This is a genomic window from Qipengyuania sp. BR81-2 (assembly GCF_055693895.1).
Genome location: NZ_CM146344.1, coordinates 681,653 through 693,463 on the forward strand (window position 1 = coordinate 681,653; position 11,811 = coordinate 693,463).

Sequence of the window (11,811 nt, forward strand, 5' to 3'; positions counted from 1 at the left end):
ATCAAGAGGCAGAAATGGGAGGCAGCATGAAATTCGTGATGGAAAAGGCGTGGGACGAGACCGTCTCGCTGTTGAAGGGCAACATGGGGCTGCTGGCGACGGTCGCAGGATTGCTGGTCTTCCTGCCTGCCGTGGCCATTGGCCTGCTGTTTCCCATCGATGTCACAGGGCAAGAACCGGCTGACGATGCAACCATCGAGCAGATCCTCGAGATGATGGCGGCGCAATTCAGCGAAGTGGGCTGGATCATCCTGGTCACGACCCTGCTGAGCGGTTTTGCGAGCCTCGCCATGATGGCGCTGCTTCGCCGCAGAGCCGCGCCGACCGTCGGTCAGGCGATCTCCGAAGCTGCCGGCTTGCTGCCGACCTACCTTGCCACAATCATCCTGCAGATGTTCATCATCTTCGGTATCGGATACCTGCTGGTCGGCGTGCCCTACCAGATGGGTGCGCCGGGCTGGATGGTGCTCGGCATCCTGATCCTGTTCCCGGTGTGGATGTACCTGTTCGTGAAATTCTCGGTCAGCGTGGCAGCAATCGTGATCGACGGCGTGCGCAATCCGGTGGAGGCTCTGCGCCGGTCGTGGTCCCTTACGAAAGGCAATTCCTTTCGGATATTCTTCTTCTTCCTGCTGATCGGCCTCGCGGCGGCCATTATCCTCGCGATCCTGTCCTTCGCCGTTGGGGCCGTCCTCTCGCTGCTGCCTGCGACGATCGAAACCATCGGGACCGTGCTCTACGACGGAGCGATCAACCTTGTGGCGGCGGTATTCGGCGCAGCACTGACGGTTGCGATCCATGCCCAGCTGCGCAGGCTGCGCGAGCCGCCGGAAGAGGCAGCCTCCGCGGACACGACTCCTATCGAATAAGGTCTAGTCGCGCGGTTCCTTCCAGCCCCAGAAGAGCTGGCACGGAAGGATGTTGAGCGCTTCGAACCCGCTTTCGATCCGTTCGAAATGGCGGGCCATGTAGTCGCGCGCCTTGGCCGAGAACTGGTAGACGAGAAACGCTCCGCTAGGGCGGATCACGCGATAGGTCGCCGCCGCGATTTCGGGTCCGACGCCGTCTGGCAGGGTCGAGAACGGCAGGCCGGACAGGACGTAATCGGCATGCTCGTGGCCATGCGCCTCGACGATCGCCTCGACATCCGCGGCAGAGCCGTGGACCGCGGAGAAGCGGCTGTCGCGGAAATGCTTCTTGAGGTAGTCGATATAGAGCGGGTTGGTGTCGATGACGATGAGCTTGCCGTCGCGCGGCAGGCGATCGAGCACCGGCTGACAGAACGTGCCGACCCCCGGTCCATATTCCACGAAGAGCTTGCATTCGTCCCACTTCACCGGACCGAGCATCTTTTCGATCGTGAAGCGCGATGAAGGAATGATCGAGCCGACCATCCGCGGCTCATCGAGGAAGCCCTTGAAGAACACGCCCCACTGGCCGAACAATCGAGCGGCACGCTGTTTGAGGCTGCGTCGCTCGATCGCCCCGATACCTTGCTGACCTGACACGCTTTTTCTCCCCGAGACCCTTGGCTCGCACGAGGTGTGACAGGCGCATCGGGGCATTGCAAGGTGCAGCTTGCGGGCCTAGCGCAATGCGCGATGTCCGAACGCGATCCTTCTTCCGAGCTGGCTGCAAAGCCGCTGCCCAAGCAGAGGAGCATCTCGCGCGAGCGCATGATACTGCTGTTCACGGTGATGCTGGTGACCGCAGCCGGCAACACAGCGATGCAATCGGTCATGCCTTCGATCGGGACGGCGCTGGAGATCGACGACGTCTGGATCAGCCTCGCTTACAGCTGGTCGGCCTTGCTGTGGGTGATCTGCGCCCCGCTCTGGGCCGAACGCTCCGACAGACGTGGCCGCAAGGCGATGATGGCTGTCGGCCTCATAGGCTTCGTCGCCTCGATGGCGCTATGCGGACTGGCGCTATGGCTGGGACTGGCGGGCCTCCTTACAGGGACCGCTGCGCTGATCGCATTTGCCATTGCGCGAAGCCTCTATGGCGGGTTCGGAAGTGCAGCGCCGCCCGCCGTGCAGGCCTATGTGGCCAGCCGCACACCTCGCGCCGAGCGGACGCAGGCGCTTTCTCTTATCGCGTCCAGCTTCGGACTCGGCACGGTAATCGGTCCTGCTCTGGCGCCCCTGATGGTCCTGCCTTTCGTGGGACTGACCGGCCCCTTCATCATCTTCGCTCTTATCGGCATAGTGGCTCTCACCGCTCTGCGCCTGCGCCTTCCCAATGACGAGCCGCAGTTCCCCGCCCGTGGCCAGACCTATGACGCTCCTTATGCGGGTGGTTCGACGTCTTCACATACCGGCGAGGACAACGAAGACGAGGAAGAGGTCGAGCCGCACAAGCTGCGCTGGTTCGAACCGCGGTTGAGGCCATGGGTAACCGTCGGCCTGATCGGCGGCCATGCGCAGGCCATGGTCCTCGGCATCACCGGCTTCCTTGTGCTCGACCGGCTTGGATTGCGCGCGACGCCTGCCGACGGGACCGGCCCGGTCGGACTGGTCCTCATGTGCGGCGCGATCGCGACGCTGCTTGCACAATGGGGCATTATCCCGCGCTTCGACCTCGGACCGCGTGCTGCGACCCTATCGGGCATCGCGATAGCCGGGGCCGGCGTGGCCTACCTCGGTGTGGCTGAGAATCTGCACGCGATTGCCCTCGCCTACGCGATTGCTTCGCTCGGCTTCGGCCTGTTCAGGCCGGGCACCACGGCGGGGACATCGCTTGCCGTGACCCGGGCAGAACAAGGACAAGCCTCTGGCATCGTCGCATCGGTCGCCGGTGCGAGCTTCATCTACGCACCGGCTCTCGGGGTCTGGCTCTATGGCCATTCCGACTGGCTCGGCTTCGGGCTCATTGTCGCCCTGTGCCTTGCCGTGTTCGCCTATGGCTGGTCCGCGCTCCAGGCTGACAGCACGCTGACGCGCGACCGTCGTTAGAGAATTTCCAGGACCGTGTCCTGCGGCCGGCAGAGACGCACGCCCTTTTCGGTCTCGACCAGCGGACGGTTGATCAGGATCGGGTCGGCAGCCATCGCATCGAGCACTTCGTCGGCAGCAGCATCGGGCAAGCCGCGCTCTTCCGCATCGGTTCCGCGCAGACGCAGACCTTCGTTCGGCGTCATGCCCGCATCCTTGAAGAGCTGGGCCAGCTTCTCGCGGCTCGGTGGGTTCTTCAGATACTCGACAGTTTCGACATCAACCTTCGAGAGGTTCTCGAGGATGGCGAGCGTTTTGCGCGAGGTGCCGCATTTCGGATTGTGGAAGATGGTTGCCTTCATACCGGGTCTCCTTTGGACGGGCGCCTAATCGACCCTTGCGATCTGTAAAAGCGAATATTGCGAATTTTTCACCAGCCAAAGGCAAGTTTGAGGTTGCTATTGCGAATGGCTCTCAATAGCACGTCGGCAGCAATTGATAATCATTCGCAAGAAAAGAAAGATCTCGCATGAGGCACTTCACCAAGATCGCGCTACTCCTTTCGGGAACGGCCATGGCGGCTCCTGCAGCGGCAACGACTGCCGCAGTGGATGGCCAACCCGAGCGCGACTACCTGCCGACCGACATCGTCGTGACCGGCGAACGTGACGAAGGCTATGGCAATGGCGACGGTTCGACCGGCACCAAGACGCCGACCCCGCTGATCGACGTCCCCCAGGCGGTGAGCTTCATCACCGAGGACCAGCTGGAAGACCAGTCGATCCGCCAGCTCAACGATGCGCTGCGCTATGTGCCGGGCATCAGCATGGAAACCGGCGAAGGCCACCGCGACGAGGTGTTCATCCGCGGCCAGGAAACGACCGCAGACTTCTACATCGACGGCCTGCGCGACGATGCGCAGTACTACCGTTCGCTCTATAACATCGAACGCGTCGAGGTCCTCAAGGGCGCCAATGCCCTCATCTTCGGTCGCGGTGCCGGTGGCGGCGCGATCAACCGCGTGGCCAAGCGTGCCGACCTGACCAAGGAATTCGTGGCTGGCGAAGCCTCGGTCGACAGCTTCGGTGCTTTCGCCCTGCTCGCCGACCTCAACCAGCCGGTCACCGATGCACTCGCGCTTCGCCTCAATGCGACTTACGAGGAGTTCGACAACGATCGCGACTTCTACGACGGGCGCTTCATCGGCATTTCGCCCACGCTCACTGCAGCACTCGGTCCCGACACCACGCTGATCGCAAGCTACACCTACGACAATGACGAGCGTGTGACCGACCGCGGCCTTCCTTCCTTCAACGGCGGCCCGCTGACCGGCTTCGACCAGACCTTCTTCGGCGATCCGGACTTCAACGGCTCGACTGCGGAAGTGAACATCGGCCGCGTTCGCCTCGAACACGATTTCAACGGCGGCCTCACGGCCAATGCCAGCATCCAGTTCGCCGATTACGACAAGTTCTACGCCAACATACTGCCGACCGGCACCGACGGCTCGACGGTCACGTTCAGCGGCTACCAGGACGCGCAGCAGCGCACCAACTGGATCGGCCAGGCCAACGCCATCTGGCAGGCGGAAAGCGGCGCCATCGAATCGACGCTGCTCGTCGGTCTCGAGGTCAGCAGTCAGGACACGCAGAACACCCGTGAAACGGTGACTTTCGATGATGGCGATCCGCTGACGAACGACGACAATGCCTCCGCTCTTGCCGATACGATCTTCATCCCGGCCTACACGCTGAACCCGACCTCGCGTTCGCGCGACAGCCAGCTCAAGACGCTGTCTTTCTACATCCAGGAACAGCTTTCTATCGGTGATTTCATCGAGATCGTTGGCGGCCTGCGCTGGGATCGCTTCGACCTCGAAACGCTCGACCTGATCGGAGGCGTCGAAGGCGACCGTGTCGACGAAGAGTTCAGCCCGCGTATCGGTCTGATCGTGAAACCGACGCCCGACCTGTCCGTCTATGCGAGCTACAGCGAGAGCTTCCTGCCCCAGGCAGGCGACCAGTTCTTCGTCCTCTCGCCGACGCGCGCGCAGTTCGAGCCCGAAAAGTTCACCAATTACGAGATCGGCGCTAAGTGGGCCCCGCTCGATAACGTTCTGGTGAATGCCGCGATCTTCCGCCTCGAGCGCACCAACATCCGCGCAGTCGATCCCAATGACCCGACGCTGACCGTCCTTGCCGGCGAAAGCCGCGCCGAGGGCTTCGAGATCGGTGCGGTCGGCGAAGTCACCGAGTTCTGGAAAGCCAACCTCGGTTACACCTATCTCGATGGCGAATTGCTCAACGACAACGCTTTCGGTGCTGCCGGCCAGCGCCTGCAGCAGCTACCTAAGCACTCGGTCAGCGCCTGGAACCGCTTCGACTTTAACGAGAAGCTGGGCCTCGGCCTTGGCGTCATCCATCAGTCGGAGCAGTTCGCGAGCTTTTCGAACGATGTCGTCCTGCCCAGCTACTGGCGTGTCGATGCCGCGGCCTACTACACCGTCAGCGAGCGTCTGAGCTTCCAGCTCAACATCGAGAACCTCTTCGACGAGGACTATTACCCGAGCGCTCACGGCGATAACAACATCCAGCCGGGCGAGCCGTTCAGCGCCCGCATCGGAGTGCGTTTCGAAATCTAGTCGGTCTGCTCGCGCTGGGCGTTGCCTTCGGGTGCGCTCAGAGCGGGCACTTCGGCCGCCGCATCTTCTGCGCTGATGCCCGGCGCGGGCGCAGCGCTAATGCGTTCCTGCCTGCGGGCGACACGCCCGGCGCGCTGGATCGCCCGCACCAGCCGCGGATAGACGCCGCAACGGCAGATATTCGGAATGGCCGCCCGAATGTCGGCCTCGCTGGCACCCGGATTACGATCAATGAGGGCAGCCGCAGCCATCGCGATGCCCGGCGTGCAGAAGCCGCACTGAATCGCCTGCTCGGCAACGAGCGCCTGCTGAACAGGGTGCGAGCGATCTCCCGACAGCCCTTCGATCGTCGTGATGAAGCGGCCCTCCGCCTCGCCGATGGTGACGAGACAGCTGCGCAGCGGCTCGCCATCAATATGCACGATGCAGGCACCGCAATCGCCTTCACCGCAGCCGAACTTCGTACCGGTGAGATTGGCAGCATCGCGCAGCGCCCACAGCAGGGGCGTGTCGTCATCCATCAGGAATTCGATGGGCCTGTCGTTGACCGTCATGCGGGACATGGCGGTGCCTTCGCTTCAAATCGCCTGAATGTCGAGAGCGCTTACGACTGCCAGCTGTCGTCGAGCTTCGAAATGCGACGCTTCCATGCCTCGAAGTCGAAAATGCCGGCCCCGCCCTGCGACTGCATGACAGACAGGTCGCGCTGATGCACGTCGACGACTTCCTGCTGGACGATGTTGGGTTCGCCCTGGCTAAGCGTAGCGATCTGGATTTCGCACGCGCGCTGGAGTGCCCACATTTTCACGAACATGCCGGGGATGGTCTTGTCCATCACGACAGGCCCGTGATTGCGCAGCATGAGGATCGAGTGGTCGCCGAGGTTTTCGACCAGACGATCGCCCTCTTCGGCGCGGACGGTCACGCCTTCGAAATCGTGATAGCCGATCTGCCCCTGGAAGTTGCAGGCGTAGAAATTGGTCGGCAGCAACCCGTCCTTGTGGCTGCACACTGCCATCGTCGCCGTGGTGTGGACGTGGCAGATCGCCGTGGCGCGATCGCCGAGATGCTTGTGGAAGTGCGCGTGCTGGGTGAAACCGGCCTTGTTCACCATGTACTGCGACTGGCCGACATTGTTGCCTTCCACATCGATCTTCACGAGGTTCGATGCGGTCACCTCGTCATAGAGGAGGCCGAAGGGATTGATCAGGAAAGTGTCCTTCTCGCCCGGGACAGCAACGGAGATATGGTTGTAGATGCTCTCGCCCCAGCCGAGATGTTCGAAAATCCGGTAGCAGGCGGCTAGGTCCTGGCGAACCTTCCATTCCTCTTCGCTGCATTCGAACTTCGGCTTCATCTGGGTGGCCATCGTGCACTCTCCTTAGGTCTTTCTTTGAAACCTCTATCGCACGCCACGGGGGCGCTGGGCAAGCGACGACAAAGCAAATCGGCGCTTCCCAACCGCGCCCCGCCCCGCTAGCCCCTCTCGGGCATGAGCGAGACGGCCAAACTGACGCGGGGCAGCATACGCGGCCATCTCATCACCCAGACATTGCCCATGATCGTGGGCGTCGCCGCGATCATGTCGGTCGGGCTGATCGATGCCTATTTCATCGGCCAGCTGGGATCCGCAGAGCTGGCGGCCGTCAGTTTCATCTTTCCGATCACGATTGCCCTCTCCAGCCTTGGCGTAGGCGTGATGGTGGGTATCAACTCGGTCATCTCGCGCGCGCTCGGCGAAGGCGACGAGGGGCGCGCCGAGCGCCGTGCCAACTTTGGTGTCGTGTTCGCGCTGGTCGCCGGAAGCGTCCTTGGTCTCGCGCTATTCCTCCTGCTCGATCCGCTCTTCCGGCTGATGCAAGCGAGTGACGATCTGCTGCCTCTGATCCGCGAATACATGCGCCCCTATGCGCTGGGCATGCCGGTCCTGCTGACCCAGATGGGGTTGCAGGGCGTGCTGCGTGGCCAGGGCGAGGCGCGCTATGTCTCGATGATTTCGATCACCTATTCAGTGGTGAACTGGATCCTCGATCCCATCCTGATCACGGGCGCTTTCGGCTTCGAGGGATTTGGCGTTGCAGGCGCGGCCTATGCGACGATCGCAGGCTTCTTTGTCGCCATCCTCGCCGCGCTGTTCTTCATTCGGAAGACCAGCATCGCCATCCATCCGACCCTCGTGCGCGAATGCGACATGGCAGGCTCGAGCAAGGCGATCATCAGCGTCGCGGGGCCAGCGGCATTCTCTAACGCGATCAACCCCATCGGCCTATCTGTCCTGACCGCCCTCCTCGCCAGCCAGGGCGATGCGGCCGTAGCCGGTTTCGGCGCTGCGGGCCGCCTGCAGAGTTTTGCGGTGGTCCCGCTTCTGGCCCTGTCCGGGTCGATCGGCGCGATCGTCGGGCAGAACTGGGGCGCGCGGCGGGCCGATCGTGCGCGGCGAGCCATGTACTGGGCGGGTGCCTTCTGCCTCGGCTACGGCCTTGCGACGGCCGTGATCCTTTATTTCACCGGCAGCTGGTTCGCGGACTTCTTCACCGACGAGCCCGACGTGATCGAGCAATTCTCGCGCTACCTCGAGATCTCGGTCTGGGGCTATGCCGGCTTCGGACTGCTGATCGTGGCCAACGGCGCGTTGAACGGCGTAGGCCGCGCCTCGCTCGCGCTGGCACAAAGTGCCGCCCGGGTGTTCCTCATCATGCTGCCCTTCGGCTGGGTGCTCCGCGCCAGCTGGGGCGCGGATGCGATCTACGGCGCCGAACTGGTAGCAAACCTTGCAGGCGGCACGCTCGCAGCGCTGATCGTGTGGCGCGTGCTGCGCAGCGGACCTGACGACGGCGGGACAGACCCAACGAGATCGTTAACCATCTTGCGGCATAGAACCCCCATAAGGAACTGGGGGTCGAAGACCGATGGAAGAACTGCTGGCGGACTTTATCGCCGAAACACGGGAAATGCTGGAGGCTAGCGGCAGCGAGCTCGTCGCCTGGGAAGCCGACCCTTCCGATACCGCACGCATCGATACAATCTTCCGCTTCGTCCATACGGTGAAAGGCAATTGCGGCTTTTTCGATTTCCCCCGTCTCGAAAAGCTGAGCCACGCCGCCGAAGACGCGCTGGCCGAATGCCGCGCCGGACGTCGCGAACCCGATAGCGAGCTCGTCACTGCGGTCCTCGCCATTATCGACCGTATCTCGGACATGACAGACGCCATCGAGGCGGGCGAGGACTTCCCCGCAGGTGGTGATGACGAACTCATCGCAGCGCTCACCGCCGACACCGAGGTCGAAGTCCAAAGCGACATCGAAACCAAGGATCTCGAACGCAAGAGCAGCGCTTCGAACAATAATGAAGCTGCCGCCAGCGGCCAGAAGAGCGCACCGCGCCAGGGTGTGCAGCGCTCGATCCGCCTTCCCGTCGACCTCCTCGACGAGGTCATGAAGGGCGTTTCCGACATGGTGCTGGCACGCAACGACCTGGCGCGCCGCCTGCGCGAAGCCGGCGAACAGCCAACGATCGACGGCCCGTTCGAGCGCCTCTCGGCAATCCTCGCCGATGTGCGCGATTCGATTACCCGCATGCGCATGCAGCGGCTCGAACACCTCTTTTCCTCGCTGCCGCGCCTCGTACGCGACCTCTCGACCGAACTTGGCAAGCAGGTCATGGTCGATTTCGAGGGCGGCGAAGTGGAGCTCGACCGCGAGATGATCGAGATGGTCCGCGATCCGCTGACCCACATCATCCGCAATGCGATCGATCACGGCGTGGAATCGCCCGCCGAACGCCTCAAGCAGGGCAAGCACGAGATCGGCACGCTCAAGTTCGCCGCGCGCCAGTCGGGCAACCAGATCAGCCTCGTCATCACCGATGACGGTGGCGGCATCAATGTCGACAAGGTGACCGCCAAGGCGATCGCCAACGGCCTCTATTCCCGCTCCGAGATCGACGCCATGTCGGACAAGGAAAAGCAGAACCTCATCTTCGAACCCGGCCTCTCGACCGCCGAAGCGGTCAGCTCGGTGTCGGGTCGCGGCGTCGGAATGGACGTGGTCCGATCCAACATCGAACGCGTCGGCGGCTCGATCGAGGTGACTTCCAAGCAGGGGGAAGGCACGAGCTTCTATCTCAAGCTGCCGCTTACCCTTTCGATCATCGCCGCGCTCACTGTGGGTTCGGGCGAACAGCGCTACGCGATCCCGCGCAGCTATGTCGAAGAGATCGTCTTCGGCAATTCGGGTCATGTCGAGTTTGCGCAGGCCGGCGATCGCCGCCTCGTCACTTTCCGCGGCAAGCGCGTGCCCTGCCTCTCGCTCGGCGAAGTGCTCGGCGCGGAGAAGAACGAAAACTGCGAATGGGAAAGCAAGACGCTCGTTCTCGTTCGCCTTGCCAGCGACGATGTCTTCGCGCTCGCCGTCGACCGAGTCTTCGATCACGAGGACGTGGTCGTGAAGCCGATCGCACCCGCAATCATGGAAACGCGCCTTTACGCGGGCACCACCCTGCTCGACGACGGCCGTCCGATGATGCTGCTCGACTTGCCCAGCATCGCGCAGATGCGCGGCATGGTTGGGAATGTGCGCACCAAGACCGCTCCGGTCGAGCGCGAGAAGGACGCGGCCACGACCAAGGCATTACCGGTCATGCTCTTCGCGGGTCTCGACGGACGTCACCGCGCGGTTCGCCTCGAGCTCGTCCGCCGCATCGACACAATTTCCAGCGAAGCCATCGACATCGAGGGCGAACGCGCACAGGCCGTCATCGACGGAGAAATCTTCACGCTTGCAGGCCACGACGTGGGTCCGCTGCCCGAAGGCCGCTGCCGCCTGCTTCGCCTGTCGGATGGCGAGAATGAGCTGGTCTACGCCGTGCGCGAAGTCCTCGATGCCGCAGACGTCACCGACGATGTCGTGCCGAGCGAAGTCGACAAGAACATCGAAGGTGTCACGCTTATCGGGGGCAAGCCGATCCCGCTACTGGACGGCCATGCGGTTTTCTCGCGCTACAAGGCCTCGAGAAAGGTCCAGCAGACGCTCACATGCCGCATTCCGGCCGGCAGCGAATGGGCGAAGACCATCCTCGAACCGCTCGTGGAGGCCGCAGGCTACCGCATCGCTGGCGAGGATGACGAGGACGAGGCCGATCTCGCCATCGCTCTTGCCGAGGAAATCGCCGAGCCTGTCTCCGGCGCGCGCGAAACCATCCGCCTTCGCCCCGATCCGGAAGATGCCGGGGACGACACCATCTATCGCTATGACCGCGACGGCCTGCTCGCAGCGCTGAAGCGCTTCCGCACCGGGAGGGCGGCATGAACGAACTTCTCTTGATGTGCACCATCGCCGGACGCCGTGCAGCGATCCCTGCGGTCGAGGTGCAGTCGGTGATCGAGATCGAGAACATCACTCCGATCCCGGGCACGCATGATTTCATCTGCGGCCTGACCGCGCTGCGGAGCCAGGCGCTGACCGTGATCGACAGCTCGCTCGCGCTCGGCATCGGCCATCCTTGCGATTCGAAGGACCAGCGCGCCGCAGTGGTCGAGATCGACGGGCATCTCTACGCGATCCTAGTCGACGAAGCTCATGACGTCGGCGAGGCCCGCAGCGAGCCCGTCGCCGTTCCCGGGGGATTCGGCGAAGGTTGGCAGCGCGCAGCCAAGGGAATGGTCGAAACCGATGGAGGCCCTGCCCTCCTCGTCGACATACCCCAACTCGTCTCGGGGCCGATACAGGCCGCAGCTTAAGCGAAAAGTTACCGCCTGCCTCTAGAGCAGGATCGAACATCAGAGGGATCGTAGAATGAAAACCTGTCTAATCGTCGATGATTCGCGCGTTATCCGTAAGGTTTCGCGTCATATTCTCGAAACGCTCGGCTTCTCGGTCGACGAAGCGGAGAATGGCCAGGAAGGCCTCAACAAGTGCATGGAAAGCATGCCCGACGTCGTCCTGCTCGACTGGAACATGCCCGTCATGACCGGCATCGAGTTCATCACCCAGCTGCGCCAGCGTGAAGGCGGCGACAAGCCCAAGGTCGTGTTCTGCACCACCGAGAACGACGTCGCCCACATCCGTGAAGCAATCAGCGCGGGCGCCGACGAATACGTCATGAAGCCGTTCGATCACGAAACGCTGCAGATCAAGCTCCAGCTCGTCGGCATGGCCTGAGCCGGAGGGCACGAGCCGTGGTGACCGCCCTCCACTCAGACAGGAAAGCGAAACCGGACAGCAATCCCGCGGCGAAACC

At 62.8% G+C, this 11,811-nt stretch carries 11 protein-coding genes; 7 read left to right on the forward strand and 4 right to left on the reverse strand.

Features of this window, described 5'->3' with window-relative positions; all coding sequences use genetic code 11:
- Positions 1 to 26 precede the first annotated feature (26 nt).
- Positions 27 to 869 (forward strand): glycerophosphoryl diester phosphodiesterase membrane domain-containing protein, encoded by an 843-nt coding sequence (locus ACZ1G8_RS03400; RefSeq protein WP_472680400.1) that lies wholly within the window; start codon positions 27 to 29, stop codon positions 867 to 869.
- 3 nt (positions 870 to 872) lie between these two features.
- Here the strand turns inward: ACZ1G8_RS03400 and ACZ1G8_RS03405 are convergent, their stop codons facing one another.
- A complete protein-coding gene (locus tag ACZ1G8_RS03405; protein ID WP_472681182.1) occupies positions 873 to 1,490 on the reverse strand; it encodes a class I SAM-dependent methyltransferase in 618 nt (205 codons plus the stop codon).
- A 111-nt stretch (positions 1,491 to 1,601) separates the two neighbouring features.
- On the opposite strand from ACZ1G8_RS03405, the gene ACZ1G8_RS03410 reads away from it, so the two are divergent.
- A complete protein-coding gene (locus ACZ1G8_RS03410) occupies positions 1,602 to 2,954 on the forward strand; it encodes an MFS transporter (RefSeq protein WP_472680401.1) in 1,353 nt (450 codons plus the stop codon).
- Here the strand turns inward: ACZ1G8_RS03410 and ACZ1G8_RS03415 are convergent.
- Positions 2,951 to 3,295 (reverse strand): arsenate reductase family protein, encoded by a 345-nt coding sequence (locus ACZ1G8_RS03415; RefSeq protein ID WP_472680402.1) that lies wholly within the window; start codon positions 3,293 to 3,295, stop codon positions 2,951 to 2,953. The two genes, ACZ1G8_RS03410 and ACZ1G8_RS03415, sit on opposite strands and share 4 nt — an antisense overlap.
- A 167-nt stretch (positions 3,296 to 3,462) precedes the next feature.
- On the opposite strand from ACZ1G8_RS03415, the gene ACZ1G8_RS03420 reads away from it, so the two are divergent.
- Positions 3,463 to 5,574: a TonB-dependent receptor gene (locus ACZ1G8_RS03420; RefSeq protein ID WP_472680403.1), complete on the forward strand. Its 2,112-nt coding sequence runs from the start codon at positions 3,463 to 3,465 to the stop codon at positions 5,572 to 5,574.
- Here ACZ1G8_RS03420 and ACZ1G8_RS03425 read toward each other — a convergent pair.
- Positions 5,571 to 6,137: a (2Fe-2S)-binding protein gene (locus tag ACZ1G8_RS03425; RefSeq protein WP_221427756.1), complete on the reverse strand. Its 567-nt coding sequence runs from the start codon at positions 6,135 to 6,137 to the stop codon at positions 5,571 to 5,573. The two genes, ACZ1G8_RS03420 and ACZ1G8_RS03425, sit on opposite strands and share 4 nt — an antisense overlap.
- A gap of 41 nt (positions 6,138 to 6,178) precedes the next feature.
- Positions 6,179 to 6,943, reverse strand: coding sequence for a class II aldolase/adducin family protein (locus ACZ1G8_RS03430; RefSeq protein ID WP_472680404.1), 765 nt, complete (start codon positions 6,941 to 6,943; stop codon positions 6,179 to 6,181).
- Between the two features lie 123 nt (positions 6,944 to 7,066).
- Between ACZ1G8_RS03430 and ACZ1G8_RS03435 the strand changes: the two genes are divergently transcribed.
- The 4 genes from ACZ1G8_RS03435 to ACZ1G8_RS03450 are packed head-to-tail and all read left to right on the forward strand — an operon-like array spanning position 7,067 to position 11,732.
- Positions 7,067 to 8,539: an MATE family efflux transporter gene (locus ACZ1G8_RS03435; protein WP_472680405.1), complete on the forward strand. Its 1,473-nt coding sequence runs from the start codon at positions 7,067 to 7,069 to the stop codon at positions 8,537 to 8,539.
- Positions 8,484 to 10,880 carry a chemotaxis protein CheW gene (locus ACZ1G8_RS03440; RefSeq protein ID WP_472680406.1) on the forward strand — a complete coding sequence of 799 codons (2,397 nt, stop codon included), beginning with the start codon at positions 8,484 to 8,486 and terminating at the stop codon, positions 10,878 to 10,880. Before ACZ1G8_RS03435 ends, ACZ1G8_RS03440 begins: the two co-directional genes overlap by 56 nt.
- Complete coding sequence (locus tag ACZ1G8_RS03445; RefSeq protein WP_472680407.1) at positions 10,877 to 11,311, forward strand: chemotaxis protein CheW; 435 nt, start codon at positions 10,877 to 10,879, stop codon at positions 11,309 to 11,311. The genes ACZ1G8_RS03440 and ACZ1G8_RS03445 overlap by 4 nt, the downstream gene beginning before the upstream one ends.
- Before the next feature lie 55 nt (positions 11,312 to 11,366).
- Positions 11,367 to 11,732 carry a response regulator gene (locus ACZ1G8_RS03450; RefSeq protein ID WP_472680408.1) on the forward strand — a complete coding sequence of 122 codons (366 nt, stop codon included), beginning with the start codon at positions 11,367 to 11,369 and terminating at the stop codon, positions 11,730 to 11,732.
- The last annotated feature ends 79 nt before the right edge of the window (positions 11,733 to 11,811 follow it).

Excerpts from the sequence above, each read along its gene's own strand:
- ACZ1G8_RS03445 (WP_472680407.1), top strand. The coding sequence starts at position 10,877 with ATGAACGAACTTCTCTTGATGTGCACCATCGCCGGACGCCGTGCAGCG.
- ACZ1G8_RS03420 (WP_472680403.1), top strand. The coding sequence starts at position 3,463 with ATGAGGCACTTCACCAAGATCGCGCTACTCCTTTCGGGAACGGCCATG.
- ACZ1G8_RS03410 (WP_472680401.1), top strand. The coding sequence starts at position 1,602 with ATGTCCGAACGCGATCCTTCTTCCGAGCTGGCTGCAAAGCCGCTGCCC.
- ACZ1G8_RS03435 (WP_472680405.1), top strand. The coding sequence starts at position 7,067 with ATGAGCGAGACGGCCAAACTGACGCGGGGCAGCATACGCGGCCATCTC.
- ACZ1G8_RS03400 (WP_472680400.1), top strand. The coding sequence starts at position 27 with ATGAAATTCGTGATGGAAAAGGCGTGGGACGAGACCGTCTCGCTGTTG.
- ACZ1G8_RS03425 (WP_221427756.1), bottom strand. The coding sequence starts at position 6,137 with ATGTCCCGCATGACGGTCAACGACAGGCCCATCGAATTCCTGATGGAT.
- ACZ1G8_RS03430 (WP_472680404.1), bottom strand. The coding sequence starts at position 6,943 with ATGGCCACCCAGATGAAGCCGAAGTTCGAATGCAGCGAAGAGGAATGG.
- ACZ1G8_RS03440 (WP_472680406.1), top strand. The coding sequence starts at position 8,484 with ATGGAAGAACTGCTGGCGGACTTTATCGCCGAAACACGGGAAATGCTG.
- ACZ1G8_RS03415 (WP_472680402.1), bottom strand. The coding sequence starts at position 3,295 with ATGAAGGCAACCATCTTCCACAATCCGAAATGCGGCACCTCGCGCAAA.
- ACZ1G8_RS03450 (WP_472680408.1), top strand. The coding sequence starts at position 11,367 with ATGAAAACCTGTCTAATCGTCGATGATTCGCGCGTTATCCGTAAGGTT.